This is a genomic window from Aminobacter sp. J41, from assembly GCF_000526635.1.
Taxonomy (GTDB): Bacteria; Pseudomonadota; Alphaproteobacteria; order Rhizobiales; family Rhizobiaceae; genus Aerobium.
On sequence record NZ_JAGL01000013.1, the window covers coordinates 25,145 to 47,601 of the forward strand.

The 22,457-nt window shown below is 63.0% G+C and carries 20 protein-coding genes; 13 read left to right on the top strand and 7 right to left on the bottom strand.

Features of this window, described 5'->3' with window-relative positions:
* Positions 1–5: 5 nt before the first annotated feature.
* Genes L630_RS0110790 through L630_RS0110805 form a run of 4 tightly spaced genes read right to left on the bottom strand, consistent with a single transcriptional unit; the run spans position 6 to position 5,942 of the window.
* Complete coding sequence (locus L630_RS0110790) at positions 6–1,820, bottom strand: ABC transporter ATP-binding protein (protein WP_024848267.1); 1,815 nt, start codon at positions 1,818–1,820, stop codon at positions 6–8.
* Positions 1,817–3,571, bottom strand: coding sequence for a biotin carboxylase N-terminal domain-containing protein (locus L630_RS0110795; RefSeq protein WP_024848268.1), 1,755 nt, complete (start codon positions 3,569–3,571; stop codon positions 1,817–1,819). Before L630_RS0110795 ends, L630_RS0110790 begins: the two co-directional genes overlap by 4 nt.
* Positions 3,568–5,163, bottom strand: coding sequence for a 5-oxoprolinase subunit PxpB (pxpB, locus tag L630_RS0110800; RefSeq protein WP_051473197.1), 1,596 nt, complete (start codon positions 5,161–5,163; stop codon positions 3,568–3,570). Before pxpB ends, L630_RS0110795 begins: the two co-directional genes overlap by 4 nt.
* 11 nt (positions 5,164–5,174) lie before the next feature.
* Complete coding sequence (locus L630_RS0110805) at positions 5,175–5,942, bottom strand: 5-oxoprolinase subunit PxpA (RefSeq protein WP_024848270.1); 768 nt, start codon at positions 5,940–5,942, stop codon at positions 5,175–5,177.
* A 231-nt stretch (positions 5,943–6,173) separates the two neighbouring features.
* On the opposite strand from L630_RS0110805, the gene L630_RS0110810 reads away from it, so the two are divergent.
* Entirely contained in the window at positions 6,174–6,857 is a 684-nt protein-coding gene (locus tag L630_RS0110810; protein WP_051473203.1) for a GntR family transcriptional regulator, read from the top strand.
* Positions 6,858–6,871: 14 nt separating this feature from the next.
* On the opposite strand, the gene L630_RS0110815 is transcribed toward L630_RS0110810, so the two are convergent.
* A complete protein-coding gene (locus L630_RS0110815) occupies positions 6,872–7,774 on the bottom strand; it encodes a helix-turn-helix domain-containing protein (protein ID WP_024848272.1) in 903 nt (300 codons plus the stop codon).
* A gap of 204 nt (positions 7,775–7,978) precedes the next feature.
* Here L630_RS0110815 and L630_RS0110820 point away from each other — a divergent pair, with 204 nt between their 5' ends.
* The 8 genes from L630_RS0110820 (at position 7,979) to L630_RS0110855 (ending at position 15,158) form a co-directional block, all read left to right on the top strand.
* Positions 7,979–9,001: a TRAP transporter substrate-binding protein gene (locus tag L630_RS0110820; protein ID WP_024848273.1), complete on the top strand. Its 1,023-nt coding sequence runs from the start codon at positions 7,979–7,981 to the stop codon at positions 8,999–9,001.
* 93 nt (positions 9,002–9,094) lie between these two features.
* Positions 9,095–9,595 carry a TRAP transporter small permease subunit gene (locus tag L630_RS0110825; protein ID WP_024848274.1) on the top strand — a complete coding sequence of 167 codons (501 nt, stop codon included), beginning with the start codon at positions 9,095–9,097 and terminating at the stop codon, positions 9,593–9,595.
* A complete protein-coding gene (locus L630_RS0110830) occupies positions 9,596–10,879 on the top strand; it encodes a TRAP transporter large permease (RefSeq protein ID WP_024848275.1) in 1,284 nt (427 codons plus the stop codon).
* A gap of 7 nt (positions 10,880–10,886) precedes the next feature.
* Positions 10,887–11,732, top strand: a complete 846-nt coding sequence (locus L630_RS0110835) for a dihydroorotate dehydrogenase electron transfer subunit (protein WP_144702969.1) — start codon at positions 10,887–10,889, stop codon at positions 11,730–11,732.
* Positions 11,726–12,670: a dihydroorotate dehydrogenase gene (locus tag L630_RS0110840; protein ID WP_024848277.1), complete on the top strand. Its 945-nt coding sequence runs from the start codon at positions 11,726–11,728 to the stop codon at positions 12,668–12,670. The genes L630_RS0110835 and L630_RS0110840 overlap by 7 nt, the downstream gene beginning before the upstream one ends.
* A complete protein-coding gene (locus L630_RS0110845; protein ID WP_024848278.1) occupies positions 12,667–13,941 on the top strand; it encodes a Zn-dependent hydrolase in 1,275 nt (424 codons plus the stop codon). Before L630_RS0110840 ends, L630_RS0110845 begins: the two co-directional genes overlap by 4 nt.
* A 182-nt stretch (positions 13,942–14,123) precedes the next feature.
* The gene (locus tag L630_RS0110850) at positions 14,124–14,819 is read left to right on the top strand and encodes an orotate phosphoribosyltransferase (protein WP_024848279.1); all 696 of its coding nucleotides are present in this window, start codon (positions 14,124–14,126) and stop codon (positions 14,817–14,819) included.
* Positions 14,820–14,837: 18 nt separating this feature from the next.
* Complete coding sequence (locus L630_RS0110855; protein WP_024848280.1) at positions 14,838–15,158, top strand: hypothetical protein; 321 nt, start codon at positions 14,838–14,840, stop codon at positions 15,156–15,158.
* Between the two features lie 76 nt (positions 15,159–15,234).
* Here L630_RS0110855 and L630_RS0110860 read toward each other — a convergent pair whose 3' ends face one another.
* Positions 15,235–17,079, bottom strand: coding sequence for an FUSC family protein (locus L630_RS0110860; RefSeq protein ID WP_024848281.1), 1,845 nt, complete (start codon positions 17,077–17,079; stop codon positions 15,235–15,237).
* 445 nt (positions 17,080–17,524) lie between these two features.
* On the opposite strand from L630_RS0110860, the gene L630_RS0110865 reads away from it, so the two are divergent.
* On the top strand, positions 17,525–18,877 hold the full coding sequence (locus L630_RS0110865; protein WP_024848282.1) for an MFS transporter: 1,353 nt from the start codon (positions 17,525–17,527) through the stop codon (positions 18,875–18,877).
* A 76-nt stretch (positions 18,878–18,953) separates the two neighbouring features.
* On the opposite strand, the gene L630_RS0110870 is transcribed toward L630_RS0110865, so the two are convergent.
* Positions 18,954–19,817, bottom strand: a complete 864-nt coding sequence (locus L630_RS0110870) for a LysR family transcriptional regulator (protein ID WP_024848283.1) — start codon at positions 19,815–19,817, stop codon at positions 18,954–18,956.
* Positions 19,818–19,932: 115 nt separating this feature from the next.
* Here L630_RS0110870 and L630_RS0110875 point away from each other — a divergent pair, with 115 nt between their 5' ends.
* The 3 genes from L630_RS0110875 (at position 19,933) to L630_RS0110885 (ending at position 22,453) form a co-directional block, all read left to right on the top strand.
* Entirely contained in the window at positions 19,933–21,147 is a 1,215-nt protein-coding gene (locus L630_RS0110875; RefSeq protein WP_024848284.1) for a pyridoxal phosphate-dependent aminotransferase, read from the top strand.
* Positions 21,148–21,317: 170 nt separating this feature from the next.
* A complete protein-coding gene (locus L630_RS0110880; RefSeq protein WP_024848285.1) occupies positions 21,318–21,887 on the top strand; it encodes a peroxidase-related enzyme in 570 nt (189 codons plus the stop codon).
* Between the two features lie 329 nt (positions 21,888–22,216).
* Positions 22,217–22,453: a hypothetical protein gene (locus tag L630_RS0110885; protein WP_024848286.1), complete on the top strand. Its 237-nt coding sequence runs from the start codon at positions 22,217–22,219 to the stop codon at positions 22,451–22,453.
* The last annotated feature ends 4 nt before the right edge of the window (positions 22,454–22,457 follow it).

The following is a 22,457-nucleotide window of genomic DNA, read 5'->3' on the forward strand; positions in this document are numbered from 1 at the left end:
AGCTGTTAATCGGGCACTCGCGCCACGAAATGGCCAGGGGCGATCTCGTCGTGGGCAAGAATGGCGGGTTCGTCGCCGACGGCGCGGACGGGGTTCGGGATCTCGCCGTCGATCCGGATCGCTGCGCGCTCGTGCGCGGGGTCGGCAATTGGGACGGCTGACAGAAGGCGCCGGGTGTACGGGTGGGACGGGTTCTCGAAGATCTGCTGGCGGCTGCCCATCTCCATGATCTGGCCGAGATAAAGAACCGCCACGCGATGGCTCATCTGCTCGACGACCGCGAGGTCGTGGCTGATGAACAGGTAAGCAAGGCCAAGATCCGCCTGCAAATCCATGAAAAGATTGATGATCTGTGCCTGTATCGACACGTCGAGCGCTGACAGAGCCTCGTCGGCGATGATCAGCTTCGGGTTCGATGCGAGCGCACGTGCAATGCATATGCGCTGGCGCTGGCCGCCCGAGAACTCATGCGGATAGCGCGAGGCAACGGACGACGACAGACCGACGCGCTCAAGCAGTTCGTGGACGCGCTTCGTCACTTCCTTACCGCCGGTGAGGAGCCTGTGCGTGTTGATTGGCTCGGCGATCGAGAAACCAACGGTTTTGCGCGGGTCGAGCGAGGCAAACGGGTCCTGGAAGATGTACTGCACTTCCTGGCGCATCTTGAAGAGTTCCGCCGCCGTCATGTCGGCAAAGCGCTTGCCGCGGAAGCGGATGGTGCCCGACTGCGCCTTCTGCAACTGCTGGATGGTGCGGCCGATGGTGGACTTGCCGGAGCCGGACTCCCCCACCAGCGCCAGCGTCTCTCCCGGATAGACGTCGAAGCTGACCTTCGACACCGCGCTCAGCCGGTGCGTGACCTTGCCGAGGAAGGTCTTCTTGATATCGAAGCGCACCATCATGTCCTCAACGGACAGGAGAGGGGCATCTCGGCGCACAGTGTCCTGCACACGTTCCTCGCCCACGATCTTCGGCTGACCGTCCTCGAGGACGGTGAGCGGGCGCCGCTTCGGCAGGGTCTCGCCCTTCATGCTGCCGAGGCGGGGTACCGCCGACAGCAGCGTGCGGGTGTAGGGATGCTGCGGATTGGCGAAGATCTCGCGGACCGGGCCTTCCTCGACCTTCTTGCCCTTCCACATCACAACGACATGGTCCGCCATCTCGGCGACGACGCCCATGTCATGTGTGATGAAGATCATGCCCATGCCGAGCTCGCTCTTGAGATCGCGCATGATGTTGAGGATCTGCGCCTGGATCGTCACGTCGAGCGCCGTGGTCGGCTCGTCGGCGATCAGCAGCTTCGGCCGGCATGCAAGTGCCATCGCGATCATCGCGCGTTGCCGCATGCCGCCCGAGAGCTGGTGCGGATAGCGGCTCATCAGGTTCGCCGCGTCGGGCAGGCGCACCATTTCCAGCAACTCGCGCACCTTCGCGCGTGCCGCCGAGCGGGAGATATTCTCGTGCAGCAGGATCGCTTCGCTGATCTGGTCGCCGACGGTGAAGACCGGATTGAGCGAGGTCATCGGCTCCTGGAAGATCATCGCGATCTCGTTGCCGCGGATCGAGCGCATCTCGCGCTGCGAGGCCTTCGCAAGGTCGCGGCCCTCGAACAGGATCTTGCCGCTCTCGAAATGGGCTCCAAGATTGTCGGTGAGCCGCATGATCGACAGCGAGGTCATAGACTTGCCCGAGCCGGACTCGCCGACGACGGCGACGGTCTGCCCGGCTTCGACGGTGAAGCTGAGGTTCTCGACCACGCGCGACTGGCCAAAGGCGACGGTCAGGTTCTCGATCGACAGAAGCGGCGTCGAAGTCGTCATGATGGTGTCGCCTCCTGGGTGCTGTCTGGAACGATGCGGCCGAGCTCTTCGCCGGCACTGACCGGGCTGCCGGCGACAACCGAGGCTGTAAAGGTGCCATTGCTGCCGGCGAGGATCTGGGTCTCCATCTTCATGGCCTCCATCACCCCGAGCACGTCGTTCTCGCGCACGGTCGCGCCGTCCTGAACGCGCCATGCAAGGAGTGTCCCGGACATGGGCGCCAGCACGCTGCCCGGATCTTCACTCGCCGTCTCTCGGTTCTCCTCGGCGTCGTCGGCTGCGCCGGCTCCGAACACCGTCCAATAGGCCCGCGGTACATCGACGTCGACCATCCTGCCTTCAATCTCGATCCTGGCGCGCCGGGTCTGCTGCGATCGTGCAGGCTTGGCGCGGGCGTGGGGTTCGAGCTTAGCGGCGAAATCGGTCTCGATCCATCGGGTGTGGACACGGAATACGGGGCCGGTGAAGTCGGCCTCTTCGAGCACCTGCCGGTGGAAGGGCAGCACGGTCGGAATGCCCTCGATGTTGAACTCGGCGAGCGCCCGCCGCGCACGCGCAATCGCCTGCTCACGGGTGGCGCCGGTTACGATGAGCTTGGCAGTGAGCGAGTCGAAATTGCTCGGCACAACGGAGCCTGCCTCGACGCCGCTGTCTAGACGGATGCCGGGGCCCGTCGGCGGTTCGAACCGCCTGATCTCGCCGAAGGCAGGCAGGAAGCCACGGCCCGCATCCTCGGCGTTGATGCGGAACTCGATGGCGTGGCCGCGCGGGGCAGGGCTTTCGCTGATCGACAGCGGCAGTCCATCGGCAATACGTAGCTGCTCGACGACGAGGTCGATGCCGGCGGTTTCCTCCGTCACCGGGTGTTCGACCTGCAGGCGGGTGTTCACTTCGAGGAAGGAGAGGACGCCCGAGGCGCTCAGCAGATACTCGACGGTTGCCGCGCCGGTATAGCCGACTTCGCGGCAGATCGCGGCTGCGGAATGGTGGATCGCGGCGCGTTGGTCATCTGTGACGAACGGCGCGGGGGCTTCCTCGACCAGCTTCTGGTTGCGGCGCTGCAGCGAGCAGTCGCGTGTGCCGACCACGACCACATTGCGGTGCGTGTCGGCGATGATCTGCGCCTCGATATGGCGCGGGCGGTCGAGATACTGCTCGATGAAGCACTCGCCGCGGCCAAATGCGACCAGAGCCTCGCGCCGGGCCGATTCGAAGAGCTCCTCCACCTCGGCAAAGTCGTGGGCGATCTTCAGGCCGCGCCCGCCGCCGCCATGCGCTGCCTTGATCGCAACGGGGACGCCGATCTCGCGGGCGAAGGCCAGCGCCTCGGCGGCACTGTCGATCGCGTTTTCGCTGCCACGGGCAAGCGGCGCGCCGATCTTGGCTGCAACGCGCCTGGCTTCCAGCTTGTCGCCGAGCGCGCGGATGACATCTGCAGAGGGGCCGATCCAGGTCAGGCCGGCATTGACGACCGCCTCTGAAAATTCCGCCCGCTCCGACAGAAAGCCGTAGCCGGGATGCACGGCATCCGCCCCGCTGCGCTTCGCAATCTCGATCAGCTTGTCGATGTTGAGATAGGTGTCCTTCGGCGTCGAGCCGCCGAGGGCATAGGCTTCGTCGGCGTGACGCACAAACAGGGCGTTGACGTCCTCGTCCGCGTAGACGGCGACCGACTTCACCCCGTAGTCGCGGCAGGCGCGCACGATGCGCAGGGCAATCTCGCCGCGGTTTGCGATCAGAACCTTCTTCATGGTCTGCCGCCCTTTCTCGTGGTCTCGATGGCGTGGAAGCGGATGCGTGCTCCCGCCGGGATCTGGCTGGCATAGCTCAGCTGCTCTTCGCGCAGCGTGGCAATGACGGGATAGCCACCTGTCACCGGATGGTCGGTGAGGAACAGTACCGGCTGACCGTTGGCGGGTACCTGGATGGCGCCCGAAAGCGTAGCTTCACTCGGCAGTTCATCGCGAAGCTTGCGTTCCAGCGGCTCACCGGCAAGGCGCATGCCGACGCGGTTGCTCTGCTGGCCGACCGTCCATTCCTGTGTGAGGAAGAACTTGACTGCCTCGTCCGTGAACCAGTCGTTGCGCGGGCCAAGATAGACATCGAGCTCGACGGTCTCGCCGGTAGCGGGCATCGCAAAGGGAGGCTCAGCCGAAGGCTGCACGGCAATCTTCGTATCCCGCTCAGGGACGAATACCTGGTTGCCCACCTGAAGGGGGGCGGGGCCAAGCTGCGCAAGCGTGTCGGTCGATGAGCTGCCCAGAACGGGCTTGATGTCGAAGCCACCGCGGATGGCAAGATAGGAGCGAACGCCCCGGCGCGGCGCTTCGATGGTGACTGTGTCCCCGTCGTTCAGGGCAAGCGGGGTCCAGGGGGCAAGCCGCACGGCGTCACCGTCGGCGTCGCGGACGAGGATGCCCTCGGCAGCGCCAGTGACTGCGGCAACGAGGTTGCCTTTCACGCGGAAGGTGAATGGAGCGGGCGGAATCTCCAGGGCCGCGGCATCGCGATCATTTCCGACGATGCGATTGGCTGCGATCAGCGAGCTGCGATCGGATGCGCCCGATAGGCTGATGCCCTGCGGTGCCAGGCCGGGACGCCCAAGATCCTGCGCCATCACCGGGAGAGGCGAGCTCACCACCTCGATCCATTGCGATGACGCGGGAGCCGTGGTCGCCTTCTGCACCGGCTGGGCAGGCCTTTTCGCGTCAAAATTCTCCACGCGGCGGAAGCGGACGCTCATGCCGGGGCGTAGCAGCGCAGCCGGTTCGCGGTTGATGTCGAACATGGCAATATCGGTACGGCCGATCAGCTGCCAGCCGCCGGGGCTGGCCTTGGGGTAGACGCCGGTGAACTCACCTGCGAGCGCCACGGATCCCTGCGGCACGACCGTGCGCGGCGACGAGCGGCGCGGGACGCGCAACGTGGAATCCTTGCTGGCGAGATAGGCAAAGCCCGGGGCAAAGCCCGTGAAGGCGACCGAAAACAGCGTCTCGGTGTGCCGGCGGATCACCTCATCGATGCTGCATTCGAGGATATCGGCGACGTCGCCCAGGTCTTCGCCGTCATAGACGACCGGAATTTCGACAACAGTCCCCGGAGCACCGGAGTCCGCTGCGCGGCTGCGCGCTAGGATTTCGCGGAGCAGCTGTTCCGGGTTGGTTTCATGCGGGTCATGACGCACGAGAAGGGTCCGCGCGCCTGGAACCATCTCCTTGATCTCGTCGATGGGCTGCTCCGCCAGGCCCATGCTTGCCGCCATCACCTCGTCGAGCGTGTCGAACTCGATAAGGAACGCGCCCGGCCGCACCGGGCGAATTCTCGCAGGTGATGATGACGACATTTCACTCATTTTCAGGCGCGGCCAGGCGCAAAAGGCGCAATCTCGATGCCGGCTCCATCAAGCGCCTGTCGCACTGCGCGCGCCATCGCGACGGCGTTGGGCGAGTCGCCATGAACGCAGATCGACTGGGCGTTGAGCCTGACAGTGGTGCCGTCAATCGCCTCGACAATACCGTCGCGTGCCATCACAAGCGCGCGCTGCGCGACCGCCTCGACGTCGTGGAGCACCGCGCCAGGCTTGGTGCGGGAGACGAGCTGCCCGTCGGCCGTATAGGCGCGATCGGCGAATACTTCTTCGACTACCGTGAGGCCCGCCGCGCGAGCCTGTTCCACCACCGGCGCACCGGCCAGCGCGAGCAGCACCAGCTCCGGATCGAATGCGAGGATGGCGCGGATGACGTCGTCGGCCTGCCGCTCGTTGTGCGCGATCGTGTTGTAGAGCGCGCCGTGCGGCTTCACGTAGGTGACCTTGCCCTTCGCGGCCGTCGCGATGCCTTGCAGCGCGCCGATCTGGTAGATCACGTCGCCAAAAAGCTCTTCGCTGGTCGGCTCCATGTTGCGACGGCCAAAGCCCGCGAGATCGCGATAGCCGACATGGGCGCCGATCGCGATATTCCGCTCGACGGCTGACCTCACGGTGCGCAGGATTCCCGCAGGATCGCCCGCGTGGAAGCCGCAAGCGATGTTCGCGCTACTGACGACATCGAGCATGGCGACATCATCGCCCATCGGCCAGGGCCCAAAGCTCTCGCCAAGATCGCTGTTCAGATCACAGACCAATTGTGCCTCGCGGGTCGATTAACATGTTCACCAGGTTGCGAGCCGCAACGTCGGACACTAACAAGCTCCCACAAACTTGTCCAGACTGTTGAACAATCACGTCAACAAGATTGGATGACGACACGTATCCTGCGTTTCTGGTACAAAATCGATACGAGTCGGACGTGGTTGTTGAACGCTTGGGCATCACCATCCGCCTCAACTCGATTTCAGCAGCAGTGTGAGAATTGCATGCCAGCACCAGCCAAGATCGTGACCCCGATCGTCACTGCAGTCCAGCCGTTGGCTGACTCCGTTGCCGCGCGCATCCGGGAGAAGGTCATTTCGGGAGAGCTGTCGCCGGGCGAGCACCTGTCGGAAGTGTCTCTGAGTGAGGAATTGCAGGTCTCGCGCAACACGCTGCGTGAAGTCTTCCGGCTGCTGACCAAGGAAGGCATTCTCCGTCACGAAGCGAACCGGGGGGTCTTCGTCACGACGCCGAGCATCTCGACGATCATCGACATTTACCGCATCCGTCGGCTGATCGAATGCCAGGCGCTGGCGGGCGCCTATCCGCGCCATCCGGCAATCGCGAAAATGCGCGAAGCCGTCGAGTCGGCGAAGGAGGCGCGCAAGGCCGGCAGGTGGCTTGCAGTCGGCAGCGCTGACATTGCCTTTCACAGTGCGATCGTCGAGCTCGCCGACAGCCCGCGCCTGTCAGCCTTTTATTCGCATATTTCGCTCGAGCTGCGCCTTGTCTTCGGGCTCTTGAAGGACCCGGAATATCTGCATGCGCCTTTCGTTGACCAAAACGAGAAGCTGATCGAGCAGGTTGAGGCCGGCAACTTCAAGCAAGCAGCGGAGATGCTGGACTCGTACCTGCAGCAGGCCGAGCGCTTCATCATGCTGGCCTACTCAAAGGCGATCGAGGGCTGACGTTTTGTACCGGGTCAGACGGCCACGGCATATTTCGCGATCATTTCGCGCAGGTAGCTGGCCGCTTCCGCACCCTTGAGGGCAGATCCCCAGAGCCTCGCGGCAATATCCTCGTGCAGCGTCATTGCCTCGGGCGCCGACGTAATCAGCGCGACGCCGAGCCGGACATTCGGCTGCTCGCCGAGCCGGAACGGGCTGATTGCCAGCACGGACCGATCCGCCTGGCGAAAGATCTGGAAACTCGTCGCGGGGACGGGTTCGCGCACAATGCCCATCTGGACGCCGATCGGCTGTGACTCGAAGGTCGCGAGAATGTGCTCGGCCTCGCGGCGGGCAGCGATCCTCCGCTGGGTGGAGATCTCGTTTGGCAGGTCGTGCCGGCCGATCAGGCCGTTCAGAAGAAAGCGCTCCAGGTCAACGGATGAAATGAGGCTCACGATATGCGGGCGGCGCTCGCGAAAGGCGGCCTTGCGCGCGGCCAGCGTCGACATCAGCTGGTCGATCATCTGCAGGCCGTCCTTGTCGATGTCTGCTGGTGTCGACTCATGCAGGACCGTCGACAGCATCTCGTCGTAACGGTCGGAGGTGAGCAGGTATGACACCGGGCTGAACAAGCCGATGATCTGCTGGCACTCTTCCTCTAGCTGGCGCATGCGCTCGAAGAAGACGGTGGAGCTGCTGATATACTCGACGCCAACGCCCATCAGGCTCGGAAGCGAAACTCCGAGCTCATTGGCAATGGCCGTCAGCGTCTCGATCTTGCGGATATCACCTTTTTCGACCCGGTAGAGCGCGGCGCGCGAGATTCCCAGCTTCGCGGCAAGCGTTCCAGGCGCAAGACCGCGGCCAAGCCGGTGCGCACGCAGGCGCGCGCCGATGTCGCCGAAGTTCACTCCATCCGCCGCGTTCGAGCTCAAGCCTTGCCTCTTCCGTTATCGTTGCGCCCGTTATCGGGGCCAAACTCACGTGATGTCAACAAACGTCCAAATTTTGAGGTGTGGATCATTAACGAGACGGCGCGGCCTCTCGTCTCATTTTTGAGAATTGCGATTGACAAGGGTAGAAGCGGTTCGTACGAATTTCGCTTTCTTGAACTCCACAATAACGAGTTGAGGTGGGACATGAATATTTTCGCGCGCGGGCTAAAGAGTGTAGCGATGGTCAGCATCGCTGCCGTGATGGCCGCTTCTCCTGCATGGGCAGCTGACTTCGTTGCCAAGATCGGTCACCTGGAGGCGGCCCAGCAGTCGCGCCATGTCCATCTCGAAAAGGTCGCCGAGCTCGTCAAGGAGCGCACCAATGGCGCCGTCGAATTCCAGATCTTCCCGCAGGGCCAGCTGGGCCAGCAGCGCGAGATGACCGAGGGCGTCCAGCTCGGCACGCTTGAAGCAACGGTTGCTCCGGCTGCGTTCCTCGGCGGCTTCAACCCGGTCGTGTCCGTCCTCGACATTCCGTTCCTGCTGCCGGACAATGACGAGCAGGCACAGCAGATCCGTAGCGGCGAGTTCGGCAAGGCGCTGTGCGACACCTTCGAGACGCGCGGCGTTCACTGCGTCACCCTCTGGCCGAACGGCAAGAAGCACTTCACCTCGAACCGTCCGCTGGCCAAGATCGACGACTTCGCCGGCCAGAAGTTCCGCGTGATGGACTCGAATATCCTCATCGAGCAGTTCAATGCGCTCGGTGCTTCGGCAATCGCCCTGCCGTTCGGCGAGCTCTACACCGCGCTCCAGACCGGCGTGATCGACGCGCAGGAAAACCCGATGGATACCATCCAGCGCATGAAGTACTACGAGGTGCAGAAGCACCTGGTGGTTTCCGACCACGGCGCGATGGAGGATGTCGTCCTCTTCAACCCGACCTTCTGGAGCAGCCTGCCGGAGGAATACCAGAAGATCATCACCGACACCTTCGTCGAGGTCATTCCGGACCTGATCGCGCACAAGGCTGCTTCGGTTAAGGAAGCGCTTGACGAGATCAAGGCCTCGGGCATCGACATCCGCGAGATGGATGCCGCCGAGAAGGAAGCCTTCCGCGAGAAGATGTACCCGGCGACCCGTGCCGCCTTCCTGAGCCGTACCGGCGATGAGGGCCAGCGCATCATCGACATCTACGAAGCCGAATACGCCAAGGTCACCAAGTAATCATTCCAACCCGGGTGGTCTCCGCTCCGGCGGGGATCACCCATTTTCTTTTCGGCCAGTAGCCCAGAGCGTTTGCTGATTGGAGAAAGCCGCATGAAGGCCCTAGCTGCACTGCGGACTGTCGAGCGGGTCGCCGTTGTGGCGATCTTCCTCCTCATGATCGTCCTTTACTTCATCAACGTGGTGTCGAGGCAATTCGGCGGTTCGTTCGCCACCAGCTTCGCCTGGGTTGAAGAGACTGTGCGCCTGCTCAGCCTGTTCCTGGTCTTCCTGGCGCTCGGCCTCGCACTGGAGCGCGGCCGCCATGTCGGCGTCTATAGCTGGCGCGACCGCATCGCCGAGCGGTTGCACCTGCCGATCCGCAAGATCATCGACGCGATTGCCATCGTCTTCAGCCTGTACCTCGCATGGCTCGGTTATAGCATGACGGCTTTCGTTTACTCGACCGGGCAGATCAGCCCGACGCTGAACGTGCCGATCTTCTGGATCTATCTCGCCCCGACAATCGGGTTCCTTCTGCTTGGCCTGCGCTATGCGCTCAGCCTTTTCGGCGTCATTGACCGCTATGCCGGTCAGGACGGGGGAGAACACTAAATGCTGCTCCTGGTCGTCGCAGCCGCTGCGGTACTGCTGCTTGTTCTCGGCTTTGAGATGATGCTTGTCCTCGGCGTCCCGGCGCTGATGGTCAAGGAATTCTTCTACGGCAACCTTCCTGATCCGGTGATCGTCCAGAAGATCGTGGGTGGCATCAACCACTCGACGCTCCTGGCAATTCCCTTCTTCATCCTATCTGCAGAGCTAATGGGTGACGGCCAGATCGCGCGCCGCCTGACTCAGCTGGCAGATGCCTTCCTTCGTCACTTCCGCGGTGGTTCCGGCTATACCGCGATCGGCGGCTCTCTCGCCTTCGGCTCGGTCTCCGGATCTGCACCCGCCACCGTTGCCGCGATGGGCAAGATGGTGTTCCCGGAAATGCAGAAGGCGGGATTCAAGGACAAGTTCAGCCTTGGCCTCATCGCTTCGAGTGCCGAGACCTCTCTGCTTCTCCCGCCCTCCATTACACTCATCATCTATGGTTGGATGACCGGCACCTCGGTCGCAAAGCTGTTCATCGCCGGCATCGTGCCGGGTTTCGTCCTCGCATTCGCCTTCGCTCTGCTCGTCTGGTGGGAAGCGCGCAAGAACGGCGTCTCCCGTGGCGAGAAGGCGAGCTGGAGCGAGCGCCTGCAGTCGATTTCTCGTGCCGGCTGGGCGCTGGGCATGCCGCTCATCATTCTCGGCGGCATCTACACTGGCTATTTCACGCCGACGGAGGCTGCGGCGGCCAGCGTCGTCTACGCCATCTTCGTTGAGAGCGTGATTTTCCGGACCCTTACGCTCAAGAAGCTGTTCGCGATCACCGAGCGCGCTGCGCTGTCGACCGCGATCATCTTCATCCTGCTCGCGCTGGGCGGCCTCCTTTCCTATTTCGTCACGCTCGCGCAGGTGCCGCAGGCGATCCTCGCCTTCATCAACCACATCGATGCTGGCCCGATCGTCTTCCTGATCGTCATCAACGTGATCTTCCTGATCTTCGGCATGTTCGTCGACCCGAACTCGGCGCTGCTGATCCTGGTGCCGCCGCTCTACCCGGTGGCCATGGCGCTCGGCATCGATCCGGTTCACCTCGGCGTCATCGTCACGCTGAACATCACGATTGGCATGATCACGCCGCCGTTCGGCCTGGACCTGTTCGTAGCAGCGTCGACGCTGTCGAGGCCGGTTATGCTGATCATCTCCGGCATCGGGCCGTTCATCGTCGCAAACATCGCGACGCTGTTGGTGATTACCTACATCCCCACGGTCTCGACCTTCCTGCCAAACCTCATAATGAACTGAGTTTGTCATGAATGCAGCTTTGAAGCTGGGTGACGTGCGCGAAGCCATCAAGCCGGTGGTCTTCGAGCGCGACCTGCAGATCATTTCCAACGTTCAGGTCAATGGCGAGTATCGCCAGATGGTCCTGAAGGCGCCGCGCGAGATGCTGGAGCAGTGCCGGGCCGGCCAGTTCTTCCACCTGCTGTGCCCGCAGCTTGGTGGGGAGAACCCGTACCTGCGCCGGCCGATGAGCATCTACGGATTCTACCCGGACAAGGGCGAGCTGCATTTCCTCTACAAGGTCACGGGCGAGGGTACGCGCGCTCTGGCGCATCTTGGCGCCGGCGACACGCTCAACGTTCTTGGGCCGCTTGGTCGTGGTTTTACGATCGCTGATAACTGGCAGCATCTGGTGCTGGTCGCGCGTGGTGTTGGCCTTGCGACGCTGGCTCCTCTGGCGCTCGAGGCCAACCGGCTTGGCCGCAAACTCACCGCGATCTGCAGCGCGCGCAGCGACGACGTGCTGATGTCGGTCCACTACTTCCGCTCGCTCGGCGCGAATGTCGTCACCGTCACGGATGCCGAAGGCACGTCTTCCATTGAAAACCTTGAGGCGATCATCGAAGGGTTGATCGCAGAGGAAGGCGTCGACGCCTTCTACACTTGCGGCTCCAACCGGATCCTGCGGCTGCTGCAGCGCATCGGTGAGAAGCACGAAATTCCCGGCGAGATCGCGCTTGAGCAGCAGATGGCCTGTGGCTTGGGCATGTGCCACTGCTGCGTGCGCCCGTTCCGCAAGGAAGACCGGGTCGTCAATCTTCGCGTCTGCCGCGAAGGCCCTGTCTTCGACATGCAGGAGGCGATGCCATGGTAGATCTGACGGTTGATGTCGGTTCGCTCCGGCTGAAGAACCCGATCATGCCGGCTTCTGGTACGTTCTCGGAAGACTTGGCCGACGTGTTCGACCTCGACCTTCTTGGCGCGCACGTCACCAAGACGATTACGCGCGGCTGGCGCGACGGGAACCCCACGCCGCGCGTTTGCGAGGTTTCCGGCTCGATGCTGAACTCGATCGGCATTCCGAGCAAGGGCGTTGGCTATTTCATCGAGAGGGTCATTCCTTTCTACAAGCGCTACGAGACGCCGCTCGTCGTCAGTATCTCCGGCAACACCGCCGATGAGTTCGCAACGCTGTGCTCCGAAGTAAGCGTCGACGGCGTGGCAGCCATCGAGGTCAACATCTCGTGCCCGAATATCGAGGAAGACGGCAAGGCGTTCGCCATCCGCCCGTCCTCGACCTTCGACGTGATGACCAAGCTGCGCAAGGCGACGCATCTGCCGCTTTGGGCGAAGCTGACGCCGAACACGGGCGAGACGCCGGAGGTCGCGCGCGCTGCCGAAGACGCGGGCGCCGATGCGCTGGTGGTAGCCAACACCATTCTTGCGATGGCGATCGACATCAACACGCGCCGACCGAAACTCGGCAACCTCATGGGCGGGCTCTCCGGCCCGTCGCTCAAGCCGATCGCGCTGCGCATGGCCTACCAGTGCGCACGTGCGACGAAGATCCCGGTCATCGGCTGTGGCGGCATTTCCAGCGTCGAGGACGTTTTGGAATTCCTGATCGCCGGTGCGACCGCGGTTCAGGTCGGCACGGCGACCTTCATCCACCCGCTCGCCATGCCGCGGATCATTGATGAGCTTGCCGCATGGCTGGCCCGCCATGGCTACAGTTCCGTGAAGGACGTGATCGGCAGCGTCATCGATGACGAGCAGAAGGCGGGAGTGGTCTTCATGGAGGCTGCGCCATGAACGCGCTGCCCAGGCCCGCGGATGTGAGTGCGGTCTCGGACCTCGAGATCGCCAGCTATCTCTTCGACGAGATCGCCAGTCGTACCCGCGACGTCGAGGGCGTCAGCCGTCCGGCCTTTTCGCAGATCGAAACAGACACGCTCCGCTTCCTCGAAGACTTCGCGCTGAGCCACGGCCTGTGCGTCTGGTATGACGCGGGCCAGAATGCCCGCTTCTGCCTGCCGGAAGATCGTGATGCAAAGCGTTACGTGATCGTCGGCTCGCATGTCGACAGCGTGCCCGCGGGGGGAAACTTCGATGGCCTCGCAGGTGTGGTCGCTGGCCTGCTTTGCCTGCTGCGAGCCAAGCGCGAGGGCTTGAAGTTCTCGCGGCCAGTGCACGTCATTGCCATGCGTGGCGAGGAAAGCGCCTGGTTCGGCCCGTGCTACATCGGCTCCAAGGCACTGACCGGCACGCTGGCGTCCGAACTGGGCGCAAAGCACAAGGCTGACGGCCGCACGCTGGACGAGCATATGGCCGATGTCGGCATCCCGATGGAGAAGGTGCGCGAGTCCGTACCTCTGATGGACCTGTCGGAAATCGAGGCCTATCTGGAACTTCACATCGAGCAGGGCCCGCTGCTGATCGGCAAGAAGCTCCCGGCGGCGGTCGTTTCGGGCATTCGCGGCAATTTCCGCCACCGTCGCATCCGCTGCCTTGGTGAAGCCGGCCACTCCGGCGCCGTGCCCCGCGCCTATCGTCGCGACCCGGTGCTGGCGATGTCGGACCTGCTGGTGCGCCTCGATGAGAGCTGGATGACCATTCTCAACATGGGTGACGACCTGGTGCTGACCGCAGGTATGGTCAGCACCGATCCGGCCACGCATGCAATGTCGCGCATTCCGGACGAGATAAGCTTCAGCCTCGACATCCGCAGCCAGAGCGCCAAGACGCTTGACGACATGCGCCGCCTGCTCGACGCGGAGATGCGGCAGGTCGAGAAGGAGCGCAAGGTTCGCTTCGAGCTCGACCGCGAGATGCGCGTGGAACCTGCGCTCTGCGCGCCGGAAATCGTGGCAGGACTCAAGGCCGCGATGGAGCGGCTCGGCATGGAGCCTTTCGTCATGCCGTCAGGCGGTGGCCATGACGCCGCCGTGTTCGCGGCCGCGGGCGTGCCATCCGGCATGGTCTTCGTGCGCAACCGCAACGGCTCGCACAATCCGCAGGAAGCTATGGATCTGCCCGACTTCCTCGCGGGAACCGACATCCTGCACGAGTTCCTCAAGGGGTAATCGATGGCACACGCGCTTGCTGCACGGTTTTCGGTTAACGCGGGGCCTCGTCGCGCCGCGCCGAAAGCCGGCGGCGAGGCGTTTTCCGTTTTCCCGGTCAAGTTCCGGGTCCAACCCGCGCTGCGGCTGGATTGATAGCCGGGAAGTTGGTAGCGAGGGCTATCAATAGGAAGGATTCAGCGATGTTCCCGAATACATTCCCGGATCGCTCGGTAATTTCCGAAACGGTGGCCAAGATGCTGCTGGAGGTGAATGCCGTGCATTTTCGGGCTGACCAGCCGTTTACGTTTACCTCTGGTCTCGCAAGCCCGGTCTACATCGATTGCCGGCGGCTGATTTCCTATCCTCGCATCCGTTCTGCCATCATGGACTTCGGCGCATCGGTCGTGTTCCGCGACGTCGGCTTCGAGCAGTTCGAGGCTGTGGCCGGCGGTGAGACCGCCGGCATTCCGTTCGCAGCCTGGCTGGCGGATCGTCTCGCGCTGCCAATGGTTTACGTCCGCAAGAAATCGAAGGGTTTTGGCCGCGACGCGCAGATCGAGGGCGCGTTGTCAGAAGGCCAGCGGGTACTGCTGGTTGAAGACCTGACGACGGATGGAGGCAGCAAGCTCAAGTTCGCGGAGGCCGTCGCCAAGACGGGCGCGCAGGTCACCGACACCTTTGCAGTGTTCTACTACGGCATCTTCCCGGATACGCCGCGCAAGCTCGAGGCGGCAGGCATGCGCCTGCACTATCTCGCTACCTGGTGGGACATCCTGAAGGTGGCGAAGGACCAGAACCGGTTTTCTAACGAGACCATTGCGGAAGTCGAACGCTTCCTCACCGAGCCGGTGAAGTGGTCAGCCAACCACGGTGGCATTTCGGCGCTGCCGCTCTAGATCAACAAGGGAAACAGCATGTTTGATGTATTCTTGAAGGAACTGAACGACAACGGCGGCAGCGTGCGTGCCTACGACGCGGTAGCTCGCGCTGCCCGTGCGCGCATTGCCACCGAGCCGCAGAACGCAGCCGCCCTGCTGCTGATCTCGGCGGCTGCGCAGCAGTTTGTCGACGCTTATGACGACCAGCCGCTGACTTCGGATGCTGCGACCGAGGAGCTTTCGCGCTTCAGCGCCCTCGTCACCTCGCTCGACACCGCCTTTACCAGTGGCTCCTTTGAGGACCAGCTGAAGGCTCTCAACGAAGTCGCGACCGTTCTGATGAACCATCGCGCCTGAGCTGGTTCTTTCGGGAGGATGATTTTGAACGGCCAGCCGTGAGGACAGCCGGACCGTTCGATCTGTACCCTGTGATCTAGCCCTGTGCGATCAGCGATGCGTAGGCCCTGCCCGCATCGCTGACTGCCTGCGCCTGCCCGCCTTCAAGCCGTTCAGCGAGCAGCCTGAACGCGCGCGTGTCGGCGCGCGGGTTATTGTCCAGCTGGCCGATCCGTCCCATGACGAGCTCCGCTGCCCGCCGCACCGCCGCTGTGGTGTCGCTCGCCCCAGCCAGTTCGCGGCAGAGGAATACAGTCTGCTGCAGCACGAACATTGCCTTTCCCGCCACCTTTGCCCGCTCCTCGGCACGCGCCAGCCGTTCCGAGATGCGTACGAGCCGCAGCACGCGGTGATACATCCGCGCCTCAAGGACCTGCCGGTTAATCGGCTCCGACAGCGGTGTCGCCGCCAGGCCTGCAAGTTCCCGGCGCGTGATTTTCAGCAGGTGCTGCTGGCGCCGCTGCAGGTTGATCGGGAAGACGAAGAGATAGGCTGCGAGCGCCACGACCGGACCGGCGAGCACCGCCAGTGCCTTGACGATCGAGTCGCTGAATGTACCGGTAAGTGGCAGGCCGGGCTGCGACATCAGCAGCATGATCATGCTGAAGTCGGTCGCGGCAATGACCGTGCGCCGGTGTGCGACAAGCAGCGGCGCGATCATGATGAACGGGAAGAAGAGCAGAAGCTGCTGAAGTTCGTTCGTGGCGATCGGCCATGCCATCCACCGCACGGCCAGCGCCGCGAGCACGCCGAGGAACTGGCCGAGGATGATGTGGCGCATGGTGATCGCCGGGCTCTCAAAGGTCGAGAACAGCGAGATCATCACCGACAGACCGAGCAGCATGAAGCCGCCGAAGTCCCAGCCGGTGAACAGCCAGATCAGCCCGAACAGCAGCATGCCGCCGCCGGCGCGAAGGCCGGCTTCCCGCGCACCAAGCCAGTCGCGGTGCAGGAAGACGGCTGGCGCGGCGACGCGACGGATCGAGCTGCTCACCGCAGAACCATCTTCAGGCACCAGCTCGGCGAGCGCGGCTCCGAGCCGGCCGAGGGGGCTTTCCGTCTCTGTGCTGATCGCTGACAGCAGTCGCGCGGCTCTGGTGCCGTCCCCCCGCTCCAGCGCATCGGCAACGGACGCAGTACGCGGATCGCGTTCCGGAGTGCGCTGCATCAGCAGCGGGACCACCGCCAGAAGTACCGCCCGCAAGCGCTTGATTTCATGCCGGGAACTGATCGAGCCCGCAGCGTGCGGCTCGAGGTCTTCATCGATGGCCGCGAGCTCCGAAAGATAACGGCGGCGGTCCCAGTCGCGCTGATCGATACCACCTTCGCGCAAAAGGCGAGCGACGAGCCGCGTGACGCGGCCTCGGAGATCCTTCTCGTCGGTGCGCTTGGCGAAATAATAGCCAACCAGCGTTGCGACGACGACGCCGGTGAGGACCGTAGCGAGGCGGTCGGCGCCGAGATGGAAGACGAGGTCCGGATGCTTCGTGTCGAGCAGCGCCACCATCGACGCCGAATATCCGGCGAGTACCGTACCGTATGTGACGACACCGCGCTGCAGGTTGCCGAACCAGGTGCAAAGGCCAATCCATACGGCGAGGCCGACGACGAGCACTGCCGGATGCACCATCTGGCTGCCGAGGACGAGGCCAATACCTGCCACTGTACCGACAAGCGTGCCGAACATGCGGAAGAAGCTCTTTTCGAGGAGCATTCCGCGCAACGGCTGAGACGCCGCCCAGACCGACATCCCGGACCATTGCGGGTGCTCAAGCCCCATCAGCCATGCGAGCAGGATCGAGAGCCAGCAGGCAAGCGCAGTACGCGCGGCGAAGCGCAGCCGCGCGATGTCGAATCCGTTTCGGGTCAGCCGGTCGGTCATCTGCTGTCCATACAGCAGTTTTGTTCCTCGGCTCAAACTGTCGCTGGGTGAGACTGGCTGCGCACCCTCCCGGAGGCTGTCGTATCAGATTATGAGGGATAGCGGCCTCGCAACGTCAGTGACCTTACGTAAGTGACTGCTTTCTCAGGGGACGAAGGCCGTTCCGCAGCGGCATCGTTTCCGCAACAGAATTGCGTGCTGCGGGTGTGATCGGCAACAGTCCGAACCGTTGTGACACACAAGCTTTATCTTAATATCTTTTCGATCGCGAAGAATGTGAATTCACGAACGCGCTTCACCTTGTTATATGCCGCCCCGTGTTCGCGCGAGGCTGCAGCATTCCTCCCTGCTTACGGCACTCGCGCATGCGCGTGACTCGGCTTGGCCGGCCGATCAGTCCCTCCCAAACGCGCTCCGCAAATTCCCCCGGCCAGGAGTAAAGTGAATGTCATCCACTGTTGCAGCTGCGCCGCAGGAACGAGCGCCAGCCAACCCCCGATCTCGTGTGCTGCTTGCCAGCCTCGTTGGCACGACGATCGAATTCTACGACTTTTATGTGTATGCGACCGCAGCAGTTCTCGTCTTCCCCCACCTGTTCTTCCCGGCAGGCGACGACACCGCGGCACTTCTCGCATCCTTCGCGATCTTCGGCGCTGCGATGATTGCGCGCCCGCTTGGCGCCATCTTCTTCGGCCACCTAGGCGACAAGCGCGGCCGCAAGATCACCCTCGTTGGCGCGCTGCTGACGATGGGTATCGCCACCTTCCTGATCGGCCTGCTGCCGACCTACGCCTCGGTCGGCTGGCTCGCCCCGGCGCTGCTGGTGATCATGCGCCTCGCACAGGGCTTCGCGCTCGGCGGCGAGTGGAGCGGCGCAGCACTGGTCGCGACTGAGAATGCGCCTGAAGGCAAGCGCGCCATCTTCGGCACCTTTCCGCAGCTTGGTGCACCGCTCGGCTTCATCATCGCCAACGGCCTGTTCCTGATCATCGCGGCCGTACTGCCGTCCGAGGATCCGTCGCGTCCGTCGGAAGCCTTCCTCAACTGGGGCTGGCGCATTCCGTTCCTGTTCTCAGCCGTGATGGTCGTGGTCGGACTCTGGGTCCGCCTCAATCTCGTTGAGAGCACGGCGTTCGAAAAGACGGTCAAGACGGGCAAGGTCCGCAAGCTGCCGCTGGCCGAAGCCTTCAAGAAGTACTGGGTCGAGCTGATCCTCGGCACCTTCTACATGCTCGCGACCTACGTCCTCTTCTACCTGATGACGACGTTCTCGCTCAGCTACGGCCGCGCCGGCGTCAACGGTCCGCTGCCGGGCCTGGGCTATGACTACAGTGACTTCGTGCTGATGATGATCGTCGGCGTCATCTTCTTCGGCATCTTCACCATGGTGTCGGGTCCCTGGGCTGATCGTTGGGGCCGCCGCAAGACCCTGATCTGGGTCACGATCGCCATTGCCGCGTTCGGCATGCTGTGGGTGCCGATGCTGTCGGCCGGCTTCGTCGGCGTCATGGCCTGGCTGATCCTCGGCTTCACGCTGATGGGCCTGACCTTCGGCCCGATGGGCGCTCTGCTGCCGGAGCTGTTCCCGGCAAACGTCCGCTACACCGGCTCGGGTATCTCCTACAACGTTTCGTCGATCCTCGGCGCGGCTGTTGCCCCGTTCATCGCGGTGGCGCTATGGAGCTACGGCGAGGGCAGCCCGTTCTGGGTGGGCGTCTACCTCACGGTGATGGCTCTCATCACCCTGATCTCGCTGCTGGTCGGTAGCGAAACCAAGGACATCGACATCGAGCAGTAAGCTGCCTGATGTAGCGATCTTAGAAGGCCCGGGCCGATGTGCAGCCCGGGCCTTTTTCTTTATCGGGCTCAATCAGTCACAGCGATTGCTGGCAGCATTCGACGAAGGCGCGGACGGCGGCAATGCGCGGACCCGAACGGCCCCACAGCACGCCCGTCTGGCGTACCTCGCCGGCATCGAGACAGATCTTCTGCAGCCTGAGACCTTCCGGCCAGGGGGGCGCCCAGTCTGGTACAATGGCAAGGCCGAGACCGCGGTCGACGAGGGCGGCAATCGCATCCAGCGCATCGAGTTCCAGCCATTCCCGCAGCTTCAGCCCTTGCTTGCGCAGATAGCGATCGACGATCTGCCCGCCCCACTGGTTGCGGTCGTAGCGGATGAAGGGTGCCTGCGTCAGTGCCGCATGCGGATCCTCAATCGGCGTGTCCTCCGGCGCAATGAGCACCAGCGGCTCGTCGCGCAGGGTCAGCCATTCGTGGGACTTCGGAATGGGGAAATGCGGGCGCACAAGGATGGCGGCGTCACATTCGCCTGCCAGCAGCGCGTGGTAGAGGTCAACCGAGGCGCCGGGGCGGACAAAAACCTCGATACGCGGAAAGTTCTGGCCAAGCGTGGCGAGAATGGCGGGCAGCAGTCCGGTCAGCGCTGTGGCCGTCGCGCCGAGACGCAGTTGCCCGGCCGGCATGTCATTGGCTGCTGCTGCCTTCAGTGCGCGCGTTGCTTCAAGCAAGGCATGAGCCTCGGCCAGCACCGCAAGGCCGGAGGCAGTGGGTCGCACGGTGCGTCCGGTGCGGCTTACCAGCGAGTGTCCAAGCTCAGCCTCAAGCGCGCGCAGCCGCTGGGCGACAGCGGCAGGTGTCAGGTTCAGGCGACGGGCGGCCTCGGCAATCGAGCCGCAACTCGCAACCGTCACGAAGCTTTCAAGGAAGCGGGTGTCCATCTTCTACAAAAACTATCGTTTGAAGATATGAAAAGCAACATTTTACAACTGATCGTCGTCGTCTATCAGGAGATGGACAACGCGCATGTCGCGGCAGCAGATCAGGAGATGACAGGTGTCGATCGAAGAGAAGTTCAGCAGGCTGGGAACCGACAATGCGCCGGGCCAGGAAGTGCGCCAGAGCGCCGCGGGCATCGAGGCGCTGATGCGCGGTGAAAAGCTCGAAGGCAAGCCGGTCGACTTTTCGCATGGCGACGTCGACGCGTTTCTGCCGACGCCGGGCTCGTTCGAGGTGTTCTCGGCCGGCTACGCATTAGGTGGCAAGCAGGCCTACACCGAGTACCGCGGCGACTACGGAATCCGTGAGCTGCTAGCCGAACGTCTGGCTTCATTTACCGGCGCGCCGGTAAACGCCCGCGACGGCCTCATCATTACGCCGGGCACGCAGGGCGCACTGTTCCTTGCGATCGCCTGCACCACGGCGCGCGGCGACAAGGTCGCGATCATGCAGCCGGACTACTTTGCGAACCGCAAGCTGGTCGAGTTCTTCGAAGGCGAGATGATTCCGGTCCAGCTCGACTACGTCAATGCAGGCAACAATGCCGGCATCAACCTCGGCGAACTCGAGGATGCCTTCAAGGCGGGGGCCAAGGTGTTCCTGTTCTCGAACCCGAACAATCCGGCAGGCGTCGTCTATTCTGCCGATGAAATCGCGAAGATTGCCCAGCTCGCTGAGCGCTACGGGGCGACTGTCATCGTGGACCAGCTCTATTCGCGTCTGCTCTACACCAGTGCCACCTACACGCATCTGCGCGCCGGCAACATCGATCCTGAGAACGTGATTACCATCATGGGCCCGTCGAAGACGGAGTCGCTCAGCGGCTACCGCCTCGGCGTAGCGTTCGGCTCGAAGAAGCTCATCAACCGCATGGAGAAGCTGCAGGCAATCGTCTCGCTGCGCGCGGCAGGCTATAGCCAGGCCGTGCTTCGCACCTGGTTTGCCGAGCCGGAAGGCTGGATGGACGAGCGCATCCGCCTGCACCAGGCGATCCGCGATGACCTGCTTACCGTACTGCGGGGTTGCGAAGGGGTATTCGCCCGCACGCCGCAGGCGGGCAGCTATCTGTTCCCGCGTCTGCCGAAGCTTGACGTTTCCTATGCCGACTTCATCAAGATCCTGCGCCTGCAGGCAGGCGTGTCGGTTACGCCGGGTACCGAGTTCAGCCCGCACTGCGCCGACAGCATTCGCTTCAACTTCTCGCAGGATCATCAGGCGGCTGTCGCAGCCGTCGAGCGTCTGGTTACGCTGGTCGAGCGCTACCGCGCCTGATTTTTTGGTCCTTCCCTGTGAGGTCAGCGCCCTTGCGAGAGCCTCGCGGGGGCGTTGATTTATGTGCGCCAGCCGGTGAAACTGCGGTCAGGCAGGTGGGGAACCTGCATCGCCAGCATTCATCAGCCGGTTCTTTCCGAGCCGGCTGCAGCAGCACAAAGGATTTGCCCATGACCGAGCGCGCCATCAGCCGGTTCCCGGTGCCCAAGCTCGAGGACCTTCCCGAGGATATCCGTGAACGCATCATGGCGGTGCAGGAAAAGTCGGGCTTCATCCCGAACGTGTTTCTGGCTCTCGCGGACCGCCCGGACGAGTTCCGCGCCTTCTTCGCCTATCACGACGCGCTGATGGATAAGCCCGGCAACCTCACTAAGGCCGAGCGCGAGATGATCGTGGTGGCGACGAGTGCCGCCAACCAGTGCCAGTACTGCGTGATCGCACATGGCGCGATCCTGCGCATCCGTGCCAAGAACCCGCTGATTGCCGATCAGGTCGCGATCAACTACCGCAAGGCCGACATTACCCAGCGACAGAAGGCGATGCTCGACTTCGCCATGAAGGTTTCGACCCGTGCTTCCGAGGTCGGCGACGAGGACTTCGAGATGCTGAATCAGCACGGCTTCACCGAGGAGGACATCTGGGACATCATGGCGATCACCGCTTTCTTCGGCATGTCGAACCGGATTGCCAACGTCACCAGCATGCGCCCGAATGACGAGTTCTACACGCTCGGCCGGTAAGGCAGAGGGCCATTCAAGGTGAATCGAACGGGCGGCCTTGAAACTGAAAAGTTCTGAAACTAGCTCGATATGCGCGGCGCCTTCTGGGCCGCGCCCCGCATCGGTCCGGCCGGACCGGTGCGGCGGAACCTCTCAATGATTGTTTGTCCTTCAGGGAGAACGATATGAAGTTCCATCATTGCTGCGACCGCTTCCACGCAGACTTCGCGCATCGACCATGTCGAACGTTCACCGCCGCTTCAGCGCTGGTGATGTGACCCCGCCACCGACGGAAACTGCAGGCTCTGCTTTCGAGGGAGAAGCATAGAGTACGCTGATCGGAGTTTGACATGAGCATGATGCCACGCTTTGACCAGGTGCCGACCCCCAACCACCCGCCGAGCGAATTTCTCTCGCATGACGCTGAGGCGCGCGAGGTGATCAAGCCGATGATTGATTTCATGCTCGACAGCCTGGCGCGCGCGGGGTGGGATCCGCGCACGGCGGCTTCGGCGATGATGTTCCACGCCGCTGCGCGCGTGTCCTCCTTCTCCATGGGTGAAGCAAGCCGGCAGCCCGCGGGATGATGAA

Bases quoted from the DNA above. Each gene is read 5' to 3' on its own strand.
- L630_RS0110880 (WP_024848285.1), top strand. From the start codon at position 21,318: ATGACCGAGCGCGCCATCAGCCGGTTCCCGGTGCCCAAGCTCGAGGAC.
- L630_RS0110860 (WP_024848281.1), bottom strand. From the start codon at position 17,079: ATGACCGACCGGCTGACCCGAAACGGATTCGACATCGCGCGGCTGCGC.
- L630_RS0110795 (WP_024848268.1), bottom strand. From the start codon at position 3,571: ATGAAGAAGGTTCTGATCGCAAACCGCGGCGAGATTGCCCTGCGCATC.
- L630_RS0110830 (WP_024848275.1), top strand. From the start codon at position 9,596: ATGCTGCTCCTGGTCGTCGCAGCCGCTGCGGTACTGCTGCTTGTTCTC.
- L630_RS0110870 (WP_024848283.1), bottom strand. From the start codon at position 19,817: ATGGACACCCGCTTCCTTGAAAGCTTCGTGACGGTTGCGAGTTGCGGC.
- L630_RS0110820 (WP_024848273.1), top strand. From the start codon at position 7,979: ATGAATATTTTCGCGCGCGGGCTAAAGAGTGTAGCGATGGTCAGCATC.
- L630_RS0110790 (WP_024848267.1), bottom strand. From the start codon at position 1,820: ATGACGACTTCGACGCCGCTTCTGTCGATCGAGAACCTGACCGTCGCC.
- L630_RS0110850 (WP_024848279.1), top strand. From the start codon at position 14,124: ATGTTCCCGAATACATTCCCGGATCGCTCGGTAATTTCCGAAACGGTG.
- L630_RS0110845 (WP_024848278.1), top strand. From the start codon at position 12,667: ATGAACGCGCTGCCCAGGCCCGCGGATGTGAGTGCGGTCTCGGACCTC.
- L630_RS0110825 (WP_024848274.1), top strand. From the start codon at position 9,095: ATGAAGGCCCTAGCTGCACTGCGGACTGTCGAGCGGGTCGCCGTTGTG.
- pxpB (WP_051473197.1), bottom strand. From the start codon at position 5,163: ATGTCGTCATCATCACCTGCGAGAATTCGCCCGGTGCGGCCGGGCGCG.
- L630_RS0110865 (WP_024848282.1), top strand. From the start codon at position 17,525: ATGTCATCCACTGTTGCAGCTGCGCCGCAGGAACGAGCGCCAGCCAAC.
- L630_RS0110840 (WP_024848277.1), top strand. From the start codon at position 11,726: ATGGTAGATCTGACGGTTGATGTCGGTTCGCTCCGGCTGAAGAACCCG.
- L630_RS0110855 (WP_024848280.1), top strand. From the start codon at position 14,838: ATGTTTGATGTATTCTTGAAGGAACTGAACGACAACGGCGGCAGCGTG.
- L630_RS0110885 (WP_024848286.1), top strand. From the start codon at position 22,217: ATGAGCATGATGCCACGCTTTGACCAGGTGCCGACCCCCAACCACCCG.
- L630_RS0110810 (WP_051473203.1), top strand. From the start codon at position 6,174: ATGCCAGCACCAGCCAAGATCGTGACCCCGATCGTCACTGCAGTCCAG.
- L630_RS0110835 (WP_144702969.1), top strand. From the start codon at position 10,887: ATGAATGCAGCTTTGAAGCTGGGTGACGTGCGCGAAGCCATCAAGCCG.